The organism is Phytohabitans rumicis (assembly GCF_011764445.1).
Classification (GTDB): Bacteria; Actinomycetota; Actinomycetes; order Mycobacteriales; family Micromonosporaceae; genus Phytohabitans; species Phytohabitans rumicis.
This window is the reverse complement of the sequence record NZ_BLPG01000001.1, coordinates 7,765,191-7,783,879: the sequence shown is the minus strand read 5'-3', so window position 1 is coordinate 7,783,879 and position 18,689 is coordinate 7,765,191. Positions and strand designations below refer to the sequence as shown.

Genomic DNA, 18,689 nt, shown 5'->3' with positions numbered 1-18,689 from the left:
GCTCGCGAAATACGGAAGGAAACAGATGAAGAGCCGGAAACGAAAGGTCGTCCTCGCGGTGGGTGTGGCCGCGCTGGTGGCCGGATTCGGCAGCCTCGCGGCGGTGTCCTTCGCGGACGCGAACTCGGCCTCGTCCGCCGGGTTCACCGACACCTTCGAGGACGGCGACATCGCCGGCTGGAGCAAGTCCGGCGGGACGTGGAGCGTGGTCGCCGACGGCAGCAAGGTGCTGCGGCAGTCGAGCACCACGAGCAACAACGCCCGGGTCTTCGCCGGGGACAGCGGCTGGACCGGCTACGCCGTACAGGCCAGGGTCAAGCCGTTGACGCTCGGCTCCGGCGGGTTCGTCGGCCTGCTCGCCCGCGCGACCGGCTCCACCACCTTCTACCGCCTGGCTCTGCTTCCGGGCAACCTGGTGCAGTTGCAGGCGGTGAACAGCGGGACCGTCACCGTGCTGGGCAGCGCCTCCCGAACAATGTCGCCCGGGACGTGGTACACGCTCTCGCTGACCGTGAACGGCGCCACGATCAGCGGCTCGGTGGACGGCAGCGCGGTCGCCACGGCCACCAACACCTTGCGCGCCGCCGGCCGCATCGGCGTGCAGACCAGCTACGCCACCGCGAGCTTCGACGACATCACCGTCACGACCGGCGGCGCGACCCCGGCCCCGACACCGGCCACAACCACGACGGCGCCGGCGCCGTCGACATCCCCGACCGGGACGACATCCCCATCTGGTACGCCGTCGCCGTCGCCGACGAGCAGTCCTCCCACGGCCGGCAACGCCCTGTACGTGTCGCCGGCCGGTGCCGCCGGCGCGGCCGGAACGCAGGCGAACCCGACCACGCTCACCTCGGCGATCACCCGGGTCACCGCCGGCGGGACGATCTACCTGCGCGGCGGCACCTACAACCTGTCGCAGACGGTCACCATCGCGCCGGGCAACAACGGCACCGCCAGCGCCCGCAAGAAGCTGTCCGCCTACCCCGGCGAGACCCCGGTCCTGAACTTCTCCGCGCAGAGCGAAGACCCGGCCAACCGCGGGCTCGCCGTGAACGGAAACTTCTGGCACCTCTACGGCATCGTCGTCGAACGCGCCGGCGACAACGGCATCTTCGTCGGCGGCAGCAACAACATCTTCGAGCGCACGGTGACCCGCTTCAACCGCGACTCCGGGCTGCAGATCTCGCGGATCGCCTCGGACACGCCCCGCGCCCAGTGGCCGGCCAACAACCTCGTACTGAGCGCGGAATCGCACGACAACGCCGACTCCGACGGAGAGGACGCCGACGGCTTCGCCGCGAAGCTCACCGTCGGCCCGGGCAACGTCTTCCGCTACGCCGTGTCCCACCACAACATCGACGACGGCTGGGACCTGTTCGCCAAGCCCGACACCGGTCCCATCGACCCGGTGACCATCGAGGACTCCATCGCGTACGACAACGGCACCCTCAGCAACGGCACCGTGAACGCGGCCGGTGACCGCAACGGTTACAAGCTCGGCGGCTCGGACATCGCGGTCAACCACGTCGTCCGGCGCAGCATCGCGTACCACAACGGCAAGCACGGCTTCACCTACAACAGCAACCCCGGCACCATCTCGGTATCGAACAACCTCAGCATCGACAACGCCGAACGCAACTACTCGTTCGACGCCGGCACCTCGGTGTTCCGCGGCAACACCTCGTGCCGCGGCGGCAGCGGGACCAACGACCGCATCATCGGCGACGCCGACAGCTCCAACCAGTTCTGGTCCGGCTCCAACGGCTCCCGGTGCGCCACCCGCACCGGCGCCCTGGCCTGGTCCTTCGCCGCCGACGGCCGCCTCCTGGTGACCTTCGCCGGCAAACCCGTAACCCTGTAGCCCCCGCCTTCCCCCGCCCGCCTCCCCCGCCCACCCCGCCCCGCCCGCCGCGCCTCTCCCCGCCCGCCGCGCCTCTCCCCGTCGATCAAGGGCATATGGTCGTGCTTTGATCTCCAATCCACGACCGTTTGCCCTTGATCCGCGTGGAAGTCCTTGATCGGCGGCGGTGTGGGGTGCGCCTGGGATCCCGCTCCGGGCACCACCACCACGACAGAGCCCGAGCTCCATTGTGGACAGCGCAGGGCCCTTGGCGGAGGCCAACGTCGATCAAGGGAAACATCGCGGATCAAGGGCATATGGTCGTGGATCGGAGATCAAACCACGACCATATGCCCTTGATCGGCGGGATGCCGGCCACGGCGGCGGCCGGCTACGACGGAGGCCGGCTACGACGGAGGCCGGCTACGGTCAGCGGGCGCGGTGGTCGCGGAGCATGGCCACCGATTTCGCCACCCGGCTGGCCCGGGTGTCGGCCTTCTTGGCGGCGGTGACCTGGACGACATGCCACTGCTGCTTGCTGCGGGAAAGCGTGTCCCAGAACGCCTTGGCCGCCGGATCGCCGGCCAGCGCCGCGGCGAGGTCGTCTGGCAGCTCCACCTCGCGCGGCGCCGTGTCGAGTTCCACCTCGAGGTCGAGTACGTCGCCGGCCTGCACGCCCGCGGCTTGGCGGCGTTCGGCGCTGACACCGAGCCAGAAGCCGTCGCCCATCCGGGCGATGGAAGTGCGGAAGGTGTACCCGTTGATGGTGGCGGCAACCTTCGGATGCCTTCCACCGCCGAGCGCGTCGACCAGCGCCTCCGGCACCTCGAATCCGGTCGTCGTCCGGCCGGTGGCCTGCAACTCCGCGCGAATCTTCATGACGAATCCCCTTCGCTGTCGCCTACCGTCGAAGGCTTAGACCGGCGGGCGAGCGGATTCTCATCGGTGGGTGCGGACCCTAGACGACCGCGGCCTCGTCGTCGGCGTCGTCGTCCTCCTCGATCGTCCAGCTGAGCTGGAACTCGATCTCCTCCTCGCCGTCGCCGCGCTCGTGCTCGATGGAGAACTGGGCGCGGGCGGGGACGCGGATGCGTTCACCGGCGATCTGGATCCGGAACGTCGTCTCGGACTCCAAGGCGTCGGCGAGGCGCCGCAGCTTCGCCACGACCTCCTCGGTGGAGTAGAAACTCTCGACGTCCCGAGTTGTCCCCGCCATCTGCTCTCCCCATATCTATCCACAGTGGTACGACGCGGCGATCCTACATATACCCGCCGCGCATATCGACTCGTTGGCCGATCGGCCGGCACAGTATTCGCATGAGCAAGCGACTGTACGAGCGCAGTAGCCAAACCATTTCCGTGCGTGACATCCGGCCGGACGTACTGGACGTCATCGAAGCCCATGCCACCGCGAGGATGCTGGGCTCGGTGGCATCGACCGCGACGGAGTGCGTCCAGACGCGCTCGGTGAGCCTGAAGAGACCGGGCCTCCTCGCCCGGCTCGGTGGCGCGACCACCGAGCCGGAGCACCAGACCGTCGCCGTCCTGACCCCGACCACGCTGATCGTGGCCACCGTGGGCGAGCAACGTGGCATCACCGTGCTGTCGACGCGGCTGGCCGACGTGGACGGCATCGAACAGATGAACCCGGCGCCCGTCGTTGACTCCAGCGTCCACGTGCAGGCGCGCTGGGGTTCCGCGGAAGCCTCCTCGTACATCGTCGCGCTGGGTGACGATCAGGCGGCGCGGGCGTTCCTGGCGGCCCTCCGCTCGGCGGTCACCGCCACGAAGCAGGCGCGCTGAGCGCATCCGCGGGCGCCGCCACCGCTCTTGTGAAATGTTTCAATGAGCCAGTAGGATTCGCTGCGCCCCCGCCCTCGCGTCAAAGCACGTGCGGCGTAAGGGTTCTGGTCAGCCCAAGCCAGACAGCTCCGTTGCGGATCCGGTGCCGTTCCTTCGAGTGCTGTCACGTTTTAAAGCGGGGAAGCTACTAGACAGGCAGCGCCGAGGAGCGAGGGCATGGCATTGACGGCCGCTGGAGGTGCCACGCGGTCTGCGAGCGTGAAAGACGTCGCCGCCGCGGCGGGCGTGTCGGTGGGCACCGTGTCCAACGTCCTCAACCGTCCGGAACGGGTTAGCGGGCTCACCAGGGCACGGGTTCAGCAAGCCATGCGCGAGCTCGGCTTCGTGCGCAACGAGTCCGCGCGCCAGCTGCGCGCCGGCAAGAGCCGCGTGCTCGCGTACGTGATGCTCGATGCCAGCAATCCGTTCTTCACCGACGTCGCGCAGGGCATCGAGGACGTCGCCGAGGCGGCTGACCTCTCGGTGTTCATCTGCAACAGCGATCAGCGGGAAGAGCGCGAGCGCTCCTACCTGACCCGGCTCAAGGAGCAGCGGGTGCAGGGCGTGCTGATAACGCCGGTGGACCCCGACGGCTTCACCATAGACGATCTTGCGCGGCGCGGCACCCCGGTCGTCATCGTCGACGGTTCCCGGGGTGGCGGTATGAGCTGCTCCGTGGCGGTCGACGATGTCCTCGGCGGGCGTCTGGCCGCCGAACACCTGCTCGACCTCGGCCACGAGCGGATCGCGTTCGTCGGTGGTCCGGAGCGGATCGGGCAGGTCCGGGACCGGCGCGAGGGCGCTTGGCGCGCGCTCACGGCCGCGGGCCGGGCCCGCGAGGACCTCGTGATGGTCGGTACCGACGCGCTCACCGTCGCCGAGGGCCGGGGCGCGGGCGCGCGGCTCGCCGGCATGGCGCGCAAGGTGCGCCCGACCGCGGCGTTCTGCGCGAACGACCTGCTGGCGCTCGGCTTGCTGCAGGAGTGCGTCACCCTGGGCATCCGCGTGCCCGACGACCTGGCCATCGTGGGCTACGACGACATCGACTTCGCCGCCGCCGCCACCGTTCCCCTCACGTCGGTGCGGCAACCGCGACGGCAGCTCGGCCGCATGGCGGCTGAGCTGCTGATCGACGAGGCCGGCAACCCATTTCACCGGCACCAGCAGGTGCTGTTCACGCCCGAGTTGGTCGCGCGGGCCACGACCCGGCAGGGGTGAGTCGATGACGTACCACAATCCGTTGAGCTCGCCGGAGGACATCGCCGCGTTCCGGCTGGAGGGTGACGGCGCGGTCTCGTTCCCCCGGGGACGACTGAGGCTGGAGAGCCTGCGTCCGCCCGAGGACGGCCAGGACGCCAACATCGTGCTGTGGTGCCCGCAGGACTTCGGCCCGGACCTCACGGTGGAGTGGGATTTCTGGCCGATCCGGGAGCCCGGCCTGTGCATCCTCTTCTTCCACGCGCGCGGGCGGCAGGGCGAGGACATCTTCGACCTGGCGCCGCGCACCGGCCCGTACGAGCAGTATCACCACGGCGACCTGGACGCGTACCACGTGTCGTACTTCCGCCGGATGTGGCCGTCTGAGCGGAAGCTCCACACGTGCAACCTCCGCAAGAGCTACGGCTTCCACCTGGTCGCGCAGGGACCGGACCCGTTGCCGGCGGTGCTGGACGCGCAGGGGCCGTACCCGCTGCGCCTGACCGTCCACCGCGGCGAGGTCACCTTCGAGGTCGCTGACCTGGTGTCCTTCCGCTGGCGGGATGACGCGCCGCTGTCCGGCGGCAAGCTCGGCTTCCGGCAGATGGCGCCGATGATCGGCGAGTATGCCAACCTCCGCGTCACCGAGCACTGACGCGCCCTGATCGGGGCCCGGAACCCCTGGGGCAAGGGCTTTCCAGGCGTTGACATTGAGACGATTCAGAGCTACGGTCGCTCACACATTTTGATCCGTAACTTGCTCGTCACACGTCCGTCCACTTGCTCCGCCGTTCACAAGGCAGGCCCCCCGTGCAGCGACGAGTTCCACCCCCCGTGCTTGCTCCACCCGGTCGGTGGCCCGCAAGAACATCATCTACCTGGGCGATCAGGTTGTACGAAGCAGCCGACGAGGTGGTCTGGGCCGCCAAGCTCAACCTGCTCTGGGGCCTGTTCACGCTGGCCGGCGGCGTGATCCTCGGCGTCGGCCCGGCCACCGTCGCGGCATACACCCTGGCCCGCCGGCGGGCGCTTGGTGAATCATTTCATTCTTGGCCCGCGTTCGCGGCCGCCTACCGGCGGGAGTTCGGTCGCGGCACCCTCCTGGTCCTCCCGCTGGTCGGCGTGGCGGCCCTCCTGGTCACGAACTACTTCTACTTCGCATCGCTCGGCTCGGCGGGTACGGCCTTCCGGCTGGCCACCCTCGCGGCGCTGGGGGTGCTGGTCGTGATCTGGGCGTACGCGCTGCCCATGTCCGTCCACTTCGACCTGCGAACGCTGAGCTGCCTGCCCAAGGCATCGCTGTTCGCCCTCACCCGTCCGGCCGCGTCCGTGCTGCTGCTGTTCATCTTCACAGCGGTCGTGTACGTGGCCACGACGTTCCCGTTCCTGGTGCTGGTGCTCGCCGTCGGCGGGTGGATCCAGCTCGACACCTGGCTCTGTCTGCGCTTTTTCGCCGAGAACGAGGCGAAACTCCACGCGAAAGGAATCTCATGACGATAGTGAACCGACGGCGCCGGCTCTTGGCCGGAGCACTCGCCCTGTCTACCGCCCTGGGCCTCGCCGCCTGTGGCGAGGAGGAGAAGGCGGCGTCGTTCGACACGATCACCGTGATGACACGCCTGTTCGGCACCGCGCCCGACCCGAACGGGGAGATGCAACAGGCCATCCAGAAGCTGATCGGCAAGAAGCTCGACATCACCTGGGTGCCCAACGCGGACTACGGCGACAAGCTCAACGTCACGCTCGCGTCGAACAACATCCCGGACGTGCTGGTCGCGGACGAGAAGGCTCCGGCGTTCGTCCAGGCCGCCACGGCCGGCGCCTTCTGGGACCTGACCGGCAAGCTGGACAAGTACCCGAACCTCAAGGCGGCCGACGAGCGGACCGCGCTCAACTCCTCCATCAACGGCAAGATCTACGGGATTTACCGGGTACGGCCGGTGCTGCGGTCGGCCGTCATGCTCCGCAAGGACTGGCTGGCGAAGCTCGGCCTGCAGGAGCCGCAGTCGGTCGACGACCTGTACAACGTCGCCAAGGCGTTCACCGAGCAGGATCCGGACGGCAACGGCAAGAAGGACACCTACGGGTTGATCATCCCGAAGTGGCCCGGCAACTACGCCAGCTCCAGCCCGTACGACACGATCGAGACGTGGTTCGGGGCGCCCAATGGCTGGGGCGAGCGCAACGGCAAGCTCGTGCAGGGCTTCGACACCGAGGAGTTCTACACGGCCAACCGGTGGCTGAAGAAGTGGGTCGACGAGGGTCTGGTCAACAAGGACTTCGCGACGCTGGACAGCGCCAACTGGAACGACGCGTTCGTCCAGGGCAAGGGCGGCATCATCATCGACGTCAACGTCCGCGGCACCGACCTGTCGGTCCGGATGAAGGAGAAGGACCCGAAGAGCTTCGACAAGGTGACCATGGTCGGCAACCTGAAGCGGTCCGACGGCCAGAAGTTCTCGCTTCCGTTCACCGGATACAACAACGTCCTCGCCATCTCCAAGCAGCGGGTCCGCACCGAGGAGCAGCTGGACGACGTCCTGACGACGCTGGACAAGCTCCAGTCCAAGGAGGGCTCGGCCCTGCTGACCAACGGCATCGACGGCCGTAACTACAAGCTCGAAGACGGGAAGGCCGTCCTGATCAACCAGGACGACCCCGCGGTCAAGGTGGTCCAGAACGACGTGGACAAGGCGTTCATCCAGATCGGCACCCGCGCCAGCGTCGGCCTGGGCCAGTACCCGTTCAAGTTCCCCGACGAGTCGACGCAGAAGCTGTTCGACCTGCGGGACACGCTGATGAACGAGGACCTGAAGACGGCGGTCTACAACCCGGCGCTTCCGGTCATCGCGCCGACCCTCGTCTCCAAGGGCCAGACGCTCAACCTGATCATCCCCGACGCGCGGCTCAAGTACCTGTCCGGCCAGATCACCGAGGAGCAGCTGCGGGCCGAGGTCAAGCGCTGGTACGAGAGCGGCGGCACCGAGGTGACGCAGGAAACCAACGACCTGGTGTCGAAGCTCCCCAAGTAACCCTCTCGAAGGGCCCGGCCGCAGGGCCGGGCCCTTCCCGCTCCTCGATGGGAGGCCGCTGTGGCCACCGATCTGGTTCCCGGCGTGGCGCCGGACACGCCGAAAACCGCCCGGCCACGGGCCCCACGCGTCGCCCGCAAGAATCCCGCCCGCCGCCTCGCGCTGCTGCTGCGGCACCGCTGGCTCTACCTGATGCTCCTGCCCGGCGTGGCGTACTTCCTGGTCTTCAAGTACTGGCCGATGTACGGCCTGCACATCGCCTTCAAGGACTACATCCCGTTCCTCGGCTACTCGGGGAGTCCGTGGGTCGGCCTGAAGCACTTCGAGGAGCTGTTCACCGGCGGTGACTTCGGCCGGCTGATGGCCAACACGCTGATCCTGGCGCTGCTCACCATCGTGTTCGTCTTCCCGGCGCCGATCGTGGTGGCCCTGCTGCTGAACGAGGTACGCGTCAGCGTGCTGAAGCGCTCGGTCCAGTCGCTGATCTACATCCCGCACTTCCTGTCGTGGACGATCGTGGCGTCGCTGACGTATCTGCTGTTCTCCGCGGACTTCGGCGTCCTCGCCGGCTTCATCAACGACATCGTCGGCGGCCAGCGCGCGGACTACGTGGCGCAGGAAGAGTGGTTCCGGCCGCTCATCATCCTGCAGTTGCTGTGGAAGCAGACCGGCTGGGGGACGATCATCTACCTCGCCGCCCTGGCGAGCGTGGACCAGCAGCTCTACGAGGCGGCCCGGGTCGACGGCGCCGGGCGGTGGCGCCAGCTGTGGCACATCACGCTGCCGGCGATCCGGCCGGCGATCGTGGTGATGGCCATCCTGACCTCCGGCAACATCATGGACACCGGGTTCGAGCAGATCTGGCTGATGACGACGTCGCTGAACCGCCCGGTGTCGGAGGTCTTCGATACCTACGTGTACTACATCGGTATCACCCAGGGTGGCTTCAGCTACGCCACCGCGGTGGGCCTGTTCAAGGGCGTGGTCGGTGTGTTCCTGATCGTCGGCTCGAACTGGCTGGCCAAGCGCCTCGGCCAGCGTGGACTCTACTGAGGCGGCGATGATGAAGAGAACCCATTCGATCCGGCACTACGACTCGGCCAGCAGCCGCGTCTTCGACGTCGCGAACGTGCTCATCCTGTTGTCGCTCGCGGCCATCACCCTGCTGCCACTGCTCTACGTCCTCGCGGGCTCGTTCGCCTCCGAGGGCGAGATCGACTCGCGGCCGTTCTTTCTGTGGCCGGAAAGGATCGTCACCGACGCGTACGACTACATGTTCGCCGGCGACACGTTCATCCGCGCGCTGCTGACCACCATCGGCGTGACCGCCGTCGGCACGGCGATCCAGGTGGCGCTGACGCTCACGATGGCGTACCCGCTGTCGAAGCGGCACCTGCCGGGCCGGGTGTTCGTCATCAACCTGGTCGTCTTCACGCTGGTCTTCAGCGGCGGCATGATCCCGACGTACCTGGTGGTGCGCGAGCTCGGGCTGCTCGACAGCTACTGGGCGCTGATCCTGCCGCTGGCCATCAACCCGTTCTACCTGCTCATCGTGAAAAGCTTCTTCCAAGAGCTGCCGGAGGCCCTCGAAGAGGCGGCCCGGATCGACGGCTGCAACGAGCTCGGCGTGTTCTGGCGGATCGTGCTGCCGCTGTCCAAACCCGTCATCGCGACGTTCTCGCTGTTTTACGCGGTCGCCATCTGGAACGACTACATGTCGCCGCTGCTCTACATCAACGACGAAGACAAGTGGACATTGCAGGTGCTGGTCCGCCAGATCACCGCGCCGAACGCGGACTCGGCGAACATGCTGGGCACGCAGTCGTCGGCCTTCTTCCCCGAGCAGGGCCTGAAGTTCGCGGTCATCGTGCTCGCGACGGTGCCCATCCTGCTGGTCTATCCGTTCCTGCAGAAGCACTTCGCGAAGGGCGTCATGATCGGGTCGGTCAAGGAGTGACGGTTCGCTGGCTGGAAGGGCCGCGACGGCAAGGCACCACCTGGGGCCTGCCGTGGCCGCGCGGCACGGTCACCGCGGATACACCATTCGCGCTGGCCGACGGTACGCCCCTGCAAAGCTGGACAACCGCCACCTGGCCGGACGGCACGGTCAAGTGGTCGGCGCACGCGATCGGCCCGCGGGGCGACCCACCCGCCTCGTACGAGGTGGTCGCCGGGCGTTCGCCGCGGGCACCCGCCGCGCCGGTCACGGTGGCGTGGTCGGGCGACGACCTCCGGGTGAGCACCGGGCCGGTGGCATGGACGCTGCGGCGTCCGCACCTGATCTCATCCATCGAGTACGCCGGCCGGCAGATCGTCCGTGCGGTGCGTCTGGTGAGCATCCGTCAGGACGGCCCCTCCCGCGATCGGCGGCACACCACCGCCGAGGTCGAACGCATCACCGTCGAACAGGACGGTCCGGTACGCGCGGTCGTACGACTCGACGGGCGGCACGGCGACTGGTTGCCGTTCAGCGTCCGGCTGTACTTCTACGCCGGCGCCACGGACGTGCGCGTCGTCCACACGTTCGTCTGGGACGGCGATCCCGAGCGGGACTTCCTGGCCGGCCTCGGCCTCCGTGCCGGCGTCGTGATGCGCGACGCCCCGCACGACCGGCACATACGGCTCGCCGGCCCGGAAGGCTTTCTCACCGAAGCGGTGCGCGGCCTGACCGGCCTGCGCCGCGACCCCGGCGCGCAGGCCCGCGCCGACCAGGTCGCCGGCCGCGCCGTCGGTGACATCCCCAATCCCGAGGTGTCCGGCCGGCTCCACCTGATTCCACAGTGGAACGACTACACGCTGGACCAGAACAGCGCCGACGGGTTCCTGCTACGCAAGCGCACCGCGCCCGGCCACGCCTGGGTCACCATCCCGTCCGGTACGCGATCGGCGGGATACGGGTACGTCGGCGGCGCGACGGGCGGCGGCCTGGGGTTCGGTCTGCGTGACTTCTGGAAGCTGCATCCGACCCGGCTCGACATCCGCGGCGCGGCAACCGACATCGCCACGGCGACGGTGTGGATGTGGTCGCCCAGCGCGCCGGCGATGGACCTGCGGTACTGGCACGGCGGCATGGGCCAGGACACCTTCGCCGAGCAGCTCGAAGGGCTCGAAATCACCTATGAGGACTACGAACCCGGCTTCGGCACGCCGTACGGGATCGCGCGGACGCACGAGCTCAGCCTGCGCGTGCACGACGCAACCCCGTCGAACGACGCGCTTGCCGAGCACGCCGCACAGCTCAGCTCCCCCGGGCTGCTGACCGCCTCGCCGGAGCGGCTGCGGGAGGCGAACGTCTTCGGCAGCTGGAGCCTGCCCGACCCGCGGCACCAGGACATCGAGGACCGCCTCGACCTCCTCTTCGACTACTACCTGCGCCAACGGGAGCAACGCCGCTGGTACGGCTTCTGGGACTACGGCGACGTCATGCACTCGTACGACCCGGATCGGCACACCTGGCGCTACGACATCGGCGGGTACGCCTGGGACAACTCGGAGCTCTCCCCCGATCTGTGGCTGTGGTACCAGTACCTGCGCACCGGCCGCGGCGAGGTCTTCCGGTTCGCGGAGGCGATGACCCGGCACACCGGCGAGGTCGACGTCTACCACCTCGGCCGCTGGAGCGGTCTCGGCTCCCGCCACAACGTGCAGCACTGGGGTTGCAGCTGCAAGCAGCTGCGCATCTCCAGCGCGGTCTACCGGCGGATCTACTACTACCTCACCGCGGACGAGCGGACCGGCGACCTGCTCGACGAGCTCGCCGTGCCCGAGGAGACGTTCGTCGCCATCGACCCGCTGCGCAAGGTCCGCACGGACCGGTACGTGCCCGACCCGCACGCCCTGTCGGTCAGCCTCGGCACGGATTGGGGCTCGCTGGCCGCCGCCTGGCTGACCCGCTGGGAACGGCACGGCGACGAACGCGCGCGGGACCGCCTCCTTGGCACGATGGCGGACATCGGAGCGCTGCGACACGGTTTCCTCACCGGCCAGGCGCGGCTCGATCTGAGCACCGGCCGCTTCGACACCACACGCGACAGCATCGACGTCTCCCACCTGTCCGCCGTCTTCGGCCTGCCGGAGATCGTCGCCGAACTGATCGATCTCGACCTCGGCCTTCCGCGGTTCGAGCGGGCCTGGCTGGACTACTGCCGGCTCTACCTGGCATCGCCGGAGCAGCAGGCGGCCGAGGTCGGCCAACCGCTGCGGGGCATCTCACTCGTGCAGGCCCACAGCCGCCTGACCGCGTACGCCGCGGCCCGCACGGGCGACGCGCGGCTGGCGGAGCTCGCCTGGCGCAAGTTCCTGCACGACGAGGGCGACCAGCTCAACCAGAACCCCTCCAGCGCGAACCGCACTGGCGGCTCACCCGCATCGACGGCACGGGCGTTCTCATGCCCGTCGACGAGGCGGCGTTCGTGTCCACCAACGACGCCGCGCAGTACGGCCTCGCCGCGATCCAGTTGCTCGCCCTCGTCCCACACGTACCCAGGCAGTAACCGCAAGCGGTGTCAGCGGGGCGGATTGGTGGCCGGCGGCGGTGCGAGCTGTTCGGTGCCGTCGACAATGGCCTGAGCGAGGTCGGTCAAGCGCAGGTTGCGGCTTCGGGCGCCGCCGCGCAGCACCGTGAACGCTTCGGCCATGTCCAGCTGGAGTCGTTCGGCCAAAACCCCTTTGGCCTGCTCGATCAGGATCCGGCTGCGCAGCGCGGTCTGCAGCTGTTCGGTGAGAGTGTCGCGGCGGTGGATGGCGCGTTGCTGCAGAAGCCCGATGGTGGCCACGTCCGCGAGTGCCTGGCCGACGCGCAGCTTGTCGTCGTCGAGAGGTCCCGGCGCGGTGTCGAACAGGTTCAGCGCACCGATCACCTCGGCGCGTAGGCGCATGGGCATCGCGTGTACGGCGACGAATCCGACCTCGGCAGCGGCGGCGGTGAAGGCCGGCCAGCGGCCGGCCGAGGACAGGTCCGCGACCGACACGGGTTGGCCGGTACGGAAGCAGTCCACGCACGGGCCCTGGTCGGTCTGGAGTTGGAAAAGCTCGAGCAGCCTGGTCCGCTCGGAGGAGGCGGCCACCACCTGCAACGCGTCTCGCTCGTCGGTCAACAGCAGGCCGGCTGCCGACACGCCCAACAACTGCACGCACCGCTCGGTCAGCACGTGCAGAAAGTCGATCACGTCGAAGTCGTCGACGAGAGTGTCGGCCATTTCGACGAACACGTCCGATAGCTGAATGCCGGCCATCTCACTCACCCTCGCAACACATTAGACCCATCAACGACTATCGCCCCCAGATTCGCGGTCGAATCGGAGGCGTCGGGCGACCACGTCAGCGGCCACGTCGCGCAGCCGCCGGTCGTGGGCGTACGCGTACGCACGCAGGCGGATGAGGGCCACCGCCGCGGTCACCCCCAGCTGCACGGTGATCATCCCGGTGGCCTGGTGCACCTCAGGGTGCGCAGGAGCGATCGGCTCCGACCGGCGTCCGTCAGGCCGCGGCCGGTCGTGCTGTGCCGCGTCGAGCAGCAGCGCGCAGGCGGTATCGGCCAACAGCAGCGCGTCAGCGAGTTGGTCGCCGTCCAGACCGCCGGGCTCGGCGCGGTAGAGATCCATGACACCGACATGGATCGCGCCGACCTGCAGCGGCAGCGCGAACACCGCGCGCACTCCGGCGGACACCGCGGCGGGGGCGAAAACCGGCCAGCGGGCCAGGCAGGCCGAGGTCGTCAGGTCGGCGGCCAACACGGGGCCGCCCTCGACGGCGTCCACGGTCGGGCCCTCGCCGAGGGTCAGGGCCAGCTCCGCGAGCTCGGCGGCGACCTCGCCGGTGATGTACACGGTCTCACGGGAGGGCGCGCCGAGCACCACGGTGATGGCGGCGCCGTCCACGCCCGCCGCCGGCAGTGCCGCGGCACAGACATGCTCGACCGTGACCGGCCCGCCGTGGGCGTTTTCGACGACCTGGCTCCACAGCCGCGTCCTGCGATCGGCGTTCACGGGACCGCGCCGTCCGGACACCGTGCCACCGCGGGTGGCTCCATGAGGGCGCCTCCGATACCAAGCGGTTCGTGAGGCCGCGGCGGGCAGGTGACGTAGGACGAGGTCCGGATCGAACGCGACGGACTCCCTGAGCGGCGGTGTCACCATCCAGCCTACGCCCAACACCCCGGATGCACGCGCGCCGCGCCTCGGTACGCCCACGGTCACTTGTGCTTTGGGTGTGCAGATGATGCACTGTGTTTAGCACTCGCCCTGTGCGAGTGCCAACCGAATGGGATGGGACCCCGGAGGGGGACCGTGTGCAGCGGTCATCGCAGGTCGGCCCGACCAGTGCCGCGTTCGGCACGACGAGCAGAGGACGACGCAGATGGCCAAGTTGATCGCGTTTGGGGACGAGGCCCGTCGCGGCCTGGAGCGCGGCATGAGCATCGTGGCGGACACCGTGAAGGTGACGCTGGGCCCGAAGGGCCGCAACGTCGTACTGGACACCAAGTGGGGCGTGCCCACGATCACCAACGACGGTGTCAGCATCGCTGAACAGATCGACCTTGACGACCCGTACGAGAAGCTGGGCGCCGAGTTGGTCAAGGAAGTCGCGAAGAAGACCGACGACGTGGCCGGCGACGGCACCACCACCGCCACCGTCCTGGCCCAGGCGCTGGTGCGGCAAGGGCTGCGCAACGTCGGTGCCGGCGCGAACCCGATCGCGCTCAAGCGCGGCATCGAGGCCGCGGTCGCGGCGGTGGTCGAGGCGCTGAGAAACCAGGCTCGGGACGTGGAGACGAGGGAGCAGATCGCCGCCACCGCGTCGATCTCCGCCGGTGACGCCGCCGTTGGCGAGATCATCGCCGAGGCGATGGACAAGGTCGGCAAGGAAGGCGTCATCACCGTCGAGGAGAGCAACACCTTCGGCCTCGAGCTCGAGCTCACCGAGGGCATGCGCTTCGACAAGGGCTACATCTCGCCGTACTTCGTCACCGATGTCGAACGGATGGAGACCGTTCTCGACGATCCGTACCTGCTCATCGTCGAGAAGAGGATCTCGAACCTGAACGACCTGCTGCCGATCCTGGAGAAGGTCATGCAGGCGGGCAAGCCGCTGATGATCATCGCGGAGGACGTCGAGGGCGAGGCCCTCGCGACCCTGGTCGTCAACAAGGTCCGTGGCACCTTCACGTCGGTGGCCGTCAAGGCACCCGGCTTCGGAGACCGGCGTACGGCGATGCTGACCGACCTCGCGATCCTCACCGGTGCCCAGGTCATCAGCGAGACGGTGGGCCTCACCCTGGACAACGCCGGACTCGACACCCTGGGGGTGGCTCGCAGGGTCGTCGTCACCAAGGACGAGACGACCATTGTCGACGGCGCCGGGGACGCCGACCAGATCGCCGGCCGGGTCGCCCAGTTGCGCACCGAGATCGAGAACAGCGACTCCGACTACGACCGCGAGAAACTGCAGGAGCGGCTGGCCAAGCTGGCCGGCGGAGTCGCGGTGGTCAAGGTCGGCGCGGCCACCGAGGTCGAACTGAAGGAGCGCAAGCACCGCATCGAGGACGCCGTACGCAACGCCAAGGCCGCCGTCGAGGAAGGGCTGGTGGCCGGTGGCGGGGTGGCGCTGGCCAACGCCGCGGCCAGCGCATTCGACAAGCTCGACCTCGCCGGCGACGAGGCCACGGGGGCGAACATCGTGCGGGTCGCGCTGACCGCGCCGCTCAAGCAAATCGCCGTCAACACCGGCCTCGAGGGCGGCGTGGTGGCCGAGAAGGTCCACTCCCTCCCGCCGGACCACGGCCTCAACGCCGCCACCGGCGAATATGTCGACATGTTCAAGGCGGGCATCGTCGAACCCGCCAAGGTCACCCGCTGCGCGCTGCAGAACGCCGCGTCGATCGCGGCGCTGTTCCTGACCACGGAGGTGCTCGTCGCCGACAAGGCGGCACAGTAGATCGCGCGGGCGTCCAGGTCGTACGCCGTCACGGCGCGGGAGTCGTGGCGGCGTGCGCGATCGCCGACGGTGTTTGGCGGCCGACGATCGCCGGGGCCTCATGGACCAACTCGTCGTTCCTGAGGGCCTCCACCATGAACAGGGCGAAGTCCACACGGCGGGTGATGTTGCTATCGAGGATCGGATCGCCCGTGTGGCGGCTCCACACCGGTAGGCCCTGGCTGTCGCCCTCCTCCAGGTCGCTGCCGCGTACGACGGTCCACCGGGTGTCGCTGGCGAAGATCCGCCGGCAGGCTTCTACCTGGTCGTCGAGGTCGACGAGGCGTGCGAGCTTCGCGAGCCGGCCGACGACCTTGACAAGTGCCTTGACCTTCCAGGAGTACACGTCCAGGCCGTCGCGCGTGATGTGCCACCCGCAGGAGAACACGAGACGTGCCCCGGGACGTGCGTGGTCGAGCACGGCCTGGGCCGTTCCCGATGAGTAGTTGTCGACCCCGAGCGGCACCAACACGGTCAGTACGCCATCGCAACCGGCGACCGCGCGTGCGATGACCTCCCGGTCGTTCGTCGCTCCCGCGACGACGGAGATACGCCCCTTGAACGCGCCCAGCTTGTCCACGCTGCGTTCCCGGCACACGCCGACCACCTCGTAGCCCCGGTCCAGCGCGTGCCGCACCATGTACTGCCCGAGCTTTCCAGAAGCCCCAACGATGCAGATCTTCACGTCTTCATCTCCCTGCGTAGGCACGTTGCGACCGAGGGAGCTCTCGTCGCCAAGCGGACTCTTTTCAGATCACCGGGGTCCAGAGCGACACCACGAGCCTACGCCCGATCGATGTGAGCGGTTCCCAGGCGACCCGAACAGGGGTACGTTGAGCCTGACATTCAGCGTTCTCAACGCCTTCTTCCTGCTGCCCTGGACCCCGGTGGCGTACCCGCAACGCCAAGGTCCGTTTTTCAGCCGAAGGTGGGCGACCATGTCACTCTGGGGCTCGGGGATCAGAGCTACATCGCACCCGCCACTGAGGGCAGGGCACCGTGAAGCCCGCTGGTGCCGCGGTGCTGATCGTCGCCGCGCTTGTGGTCACGACCGCACCGGCGGGCGCCGTGGCCGCGAAGCCGGCGACACCGGTCGCCGGTGTGGTGCGTGACCAGTTTGGACTGGCGCACGTACGGGCGGGCAACCGCCATGAGCTGTTCTTCCTCCAGGGCTGGGTGCACGCGCAGGACCGGCTGTTCCAGATGGACCTCAACCGGCGCGAAACCAGCGGGACGCTCGCCGAGCTGCTCGGCGACGCAGCGATCCCGCAGGATGTCCAGTTCCGCACGTTCGGGGTCCGCCGGGCCGCGCAGCGGTCGCTGGCGGCGTTGTCGGCGTCGACGCGCCGCGATCTCACCTCCTACACCGAGGGCGTCAACCGCTGGGTCGCCCAGCACCCGCTACCCGCGCAGTACGCCGCAGCGGGCGCGCGGTCATTCGTTCCTTGGCAGCCGTTGGACAGCGTCACGGCCCTCAAGTGGATCTCCTTCCAGGTGTCGCTGTTCGACGGCCTGCGGGATCTGAGCTCGACGGTCGCCTTGCAGGCCGCGATGGCCGCGGGCGCGGCCGGCGGCTTCGACGGTGGTCTGCTGTTCGCCGAGGACGCCTACCGCTCGCAGCCGTTCACCAGCGCCGCCAGCGTGCCGGACGCGACCCGCGCACCCGCGCCCACGACAGCCAAGGCGGCCGGTGCCGGAAATGCGACCGCGGCGCGGGTGGATCCCGCGCGGCTGGCCGACGCGGCGCGGCTGTCGGCCCGGTGGCTCGCGGCCGCGGGAGGTCTCGACGCCTTGGTGCCGCTGCTGGCGGGTGAACGCCGGCGGGGCTCCAACGAATGGGTGGTCAGCGGTGCACGGACGACCACCGGCCGGCCGTTGCTGGTCAATGACCCGCACCTCGGCCTGGGCGCACCGTCCACCCACCTGCTCGCCGCGTTCGACCGCGCGCGACGCTCGGCGGATCCCACCCTTCGAGCCCTCGGCGGCAACCCCGCCGTGGTCGAGGCCGCCGGCCGGCTGCGGGGATGGGACTTCACCACTCCCACCGGGGTACGGCGTGGCTACGACGCCGGGGATACGTACCGCGCGAATGTCCCCAGTGGACCGTCTGCTGTGGAGAAGGCTCGAAGTGTCAACGCGACCGTCTACAGTGCGTGGCGCTCCCAGATCCTGCGCGATGCCATCGACGCCCCGCTCGCGTCACTCGGCCTCCCGCCACCCGGCGGTGACATCGCCCTCGCCGACCTGCGCATCCTCCTGGAGGGCCGGCCACAACCGGGCGTTGGCGCCACCGGCATCGACTTCTTCGCCGTACCCGGCATCGGCGACCACGCTGTCGCACGCGACGTCGTACTGCTGCGCTCCCTCGCCCGAGCGCTCGACGCGCTCGCCGGCCCCGACTACGCCCCGGCGTTCGCCGGCTCGCACGACCAACGGGACTACCGCTGGGGCCAGCTGCACCGCATCGTCCTCGATTCGCCCCTCGGGCCGGCGTTCTCCGTGCCCCGCGTACCCGGTCCGTTCCCGCCATCCATCCCGGGCCTGCCCGGCCTGTCGGTCGACGGGGCGTACGGAACCGTGGACGCGGCCTACCACAACGTTCGCGCCACCACCGCGGCCGACTACATGTTCTCCGACGGCCCGGCCCGCCGCTACATCGTCGAGGTCACTTCGACCGGACCGCGGGGCGTTGACTCCCTGGCCGGCGACATCGACGACGGCACGCCACGCCACGGGCAAACCGACCTGCTGTCGAGATACCTCGTCAACGAGCACTACCCGCTGCTCTGAGAGGAAATGCC

At 68.9% G+C, this 18,689-nt stretch carries 16 protein-coding genes and 1 pseudogene; 12 read left to right on the top strand and 5 right to left on the bottom strand.

The annotated features are described in order from the left end of the window. Positions 1-25: 25 nt before the first annotated feature. A complete protein-coding gene (locus Prum_RS35370; RefSeq protein WP_173080719.1) occupies positions 26-1,864 on the top strand; it encodes a right-handed parallel beta-helix repeat-containing protein in 1,839 nt (612 codons plus the stop codon). 408 nt (positions 1,865-2,272) lie between these two features. On the opposite strand, the gene Prum_RS35365 is transcribed toward Prum_RS35370, so the two are convergent. Both Prum_RS35365 and Prum_RS35360 read right to left on the bottom strand, forming a co-directional pair. Further along, complete coding sequence (locus Prum_RS35365) at positions 2,273-2,722, bottom strand: YdeI/OmpD-associated family protein (protein WP_173080717.1); 450 nt, start codon at positions 2,720-2,722, stop codon at positions 2,273-2,275. 79 nt (positions 2,723-2,801) lie between these two features. Further along, on the bottom strand, positions 2,802-3,059 hold the full coding sequence (locus Prum_RS35360) for an amphi-Trp domain-containing protein (protein ID WP_173080715.1): 258 nt from the start codon (positions 3,057-3,059) through the stop codon (positions 2,802-2,804). A gap of 101 nt (positions 3,060-3,160) precedes the next feature. Here Prum_RS35360 and Prum_RS35355 point away from each other — a divergent pair, with 101 nt between their 5' ends. The 9 genes and pseudogenes from Prum_RS35355 (at position 3,161) to Prum_RS55345 (ending at position 12,407) form a co-directional block, all read left to right on the top strand. Then, positions 3,161-3,646: a hypothetical protein gene (locus Prum_RS35355; RefSeq protein WP_173080713.1), complete on the top strand. Its 486-nt coding sequence runs from the start codon at positions 3,161-3,163 to the stop codon at positions 3,644-3,646. Between the two features lie 258 nt (positions 3,647-3,904). Continuing rightward, a complete protein-coding gene (locus Prum_RS35350) occupies positions 3,905-4,903 on the top strand; it encodes a LacI family DNA-binding transcriptional regulator (RefSeq protein ID WP_246278303.1) in 999 nt (332 codons plus the stop codon). 4 nt (positions 4,904-4,907) lie between these two features. Beyond that, on the top strand, positions 4,908-5,537 hold the full coding sequence (locus tag Prum_RS35345; protein ID WP_173080709.1) for a DUF1961 family protein: 630 nt from the start codon (positions 4,908-4,910) through the stop codon (positions 5,535-5,537). A 236-nt stretch (positions 5,538-5,773) separates the two neighbouring features. Then, complete coding sequence (locus tag Prum_RS35340) at positions 5,774-6,376, top strand: YesL family protein (protein ID WP_218577498.1); 603 nt, start codon at positions 5,774-5,776, stop codon at positions 6,374-6,376. A 5-nt stretch (positions 6,377-6,381) separates the two neighbouring features. Then, positions 6,382-7,914, top strand: coding sequence for an extracellular solute-binding protein (locus Prum_RS35335; RefSeq protein ID WP_218577497.1), 1,533 nt, complete (start codon positions 6,382-6,384; stop codon positions 7,912-7,914). Positions 7,915-7,974: 60 nt separating this feature from the next. Beyond that, entirely contained in the window at positions 7,975-8,967 is a 993-nt protein-coding gene (locus Prum_RS35330; RefSeq protein ID WP_218577496.1) for an ABC transporter permease, read from the top strand. 10 nt (positions 8,968-8,977) lie between these two features. Beyond that, positions 8,978-9,871 (top strand): carbohydrate ABC transporter permease, encoded by an 894-nt coding sequence (locus Prum_RS35325; protein ID WP_173080703.1) that lies wholly within the window; start codon positions 8,978-8,980, stop codon positions 9,869-9,871. Next, a pseudogene (locus tag Prum_RS35320) lies at positions 9,868-12,258 on the top strand (exo-rhamnogalacturonan lyase family protein); the annotation flags it as partial. The gene Prum_RS35325 and the pseudogene Prum_RS35320, both read left to right, overlap by 4 nt. Before the next feature lie 44 nt (positions 12,259-12,302). Further along, complete coding sequence (locus Prum_RS55345; RefSeq protein ID WP_371871403.1) at positions 12,303-12,407, top strand: exo-rhamnogalacturonan lyase family protein; 105 nt, start codon at positions 12,303-12,305, stop codon at positions 12,405-12,407. A 12-nt stretch (positions 12,408-12,419) separates the two neighbouring features. On the opposite strand, the gene Prum_RS35315 is transcribed toward Prum_RS55345, so the two are convergent. Further along, positions 12,420-13,148: a GAF and ANTAR domain-containing protein gene (locus Prum_RS35315; protein WP_173080701.1), complete on the bottom strand. Its 729-nt coding sequence runs from the start codon at positions 13,146-13,148 to the stop codon at positions 12,420-12,422. Positions 13,149-13,178: 30 nt separating this feature from the next. Further along, complete coding sequence (locus tag Prum_RS35310; protein ID WP_218577493.1) at positions 13,179-13,901, bottom strand: GAF and ANTAR domain-containing protein; 723 nt, start codon at positions 13,899-13,901, stop codon at positions 13,179-13,181. A 370-nt stretch (positions 13,902-14,271) separates the two neighbouring features. Here Prum_RS35310 and groL point away from each other — a divergent pair, with 370 nt between their 5' ends. Next, entirely contained in the window at positions 14,272-15,849 is a 1,578-nt protein-coding gene (gene groL, locus Prum_RS35305) for a chaperonin GroEL (RefSeq protein ID WP_173080699.1), read from the top strand. Between the two features lie 28 nt (positions 15,850-15,877). On the opposite strand, the gene Prum_RS35300 is transcribed toward groL, so the two are convergent. After that, the gene (locus Prum_RS35300; RefSeq protein WP_173080697.1) at positions 15,878-16,573 is read right to left on the bottom strand and encodes an NAD(P)-dependent oxidoreductase; all 696 of its coding nucleotides are present in this window, start codon (positions 16,571-16,573) and stop codon (positions 15,878-15,880) included. A 314-nt stretch (positions 16,574-16,887) separates the two neighbouring features. On the opposite strand from Prum_RS35300, the gene Prum_RS35295 reads away from it, so the two are divergent. Continuing rightward, a complete protein-coding gene (locus tag Prum_RS35295) occupies positions 16,888-18,678 on the top strand; it encodes a penicillin acylase family protein (RefSeq protein WP_173080695.1) in 1,791 nt (596 codons plus the stop codon). The last annotated feature ends 11 nt before the right edge of the window (positions 18,679-18,689 follow it).

What these genes read in the sequence shown, in the direction of transcription:
- Prum_RS35370 (WP_173080719.1), top strand. Translation starts at nt 26, where the DNA reads ATGAAGAGCCGGAAACGAAAGGTCGTCCTCGCGGTGGGTGTGGCCGCG.
- Prum_RS35365 (WP_173080717.1), bottom strand. Translation starts at nt 2,722, where the DNA reads ATGAAGATTCGCGCGGAGTTGCAGGCCACCGGCCGGACGACGACCGGA.
- Prum_RS35360 (WP_173080715.1), bottom strand. Translation starts at nt 3,059, where the DNA reads ATGGCGGGGACAACTCGGGACGTCGAGAGTTTCTACTCCACCGAGGAG.
- Prum_RS35355 (WP_173080713.1), top strand. Translation starts at nt 3,161, where the DNA reads ATGAGCAAGCGACTGTACGAGCGCAGTAGCCAAACCATTTCCGTGCGT.
- Prum_RS35345 (WP_173080709.1), top strand. Translation starts at nt 4,908, where the DNA reads ATGACGTACCACAATCCGTTGAGCTCGCCGGAGGACATCGCCGCGTTC.
- Prum_RS35325 (WP_173080703.1), top strand. Translation starts at nt 8,978, where the DNA reads ATGAAGAGAACCCATTCGATCCGGCACTACGACTCGGCCAGCAGCCGC.
- Prum_RS55345 (WP_371871403.1), top strand. Translation starts at nt 12,303, where the DNA reads ATGCCCGTCGACGAGGCGGCGTTCGTGTCCACCAACGACGCCGCGCAG.
- Prum_RS35315 (WP_173080701.1), bottom strand. Translation starts at nt 13,148, where the DNA reads ATGGCCGGCATTCAGCTATCGGACGTGTTCGTCGAAATGGCCGACACT.
- groL (WP_173080699.1), top strand. Translation starts at nt 14,272, where the DNA reads ATGGCCAAGTTGATCGCGTTTGGGGACGAGGCCCGTCGCGGCCTGGAG.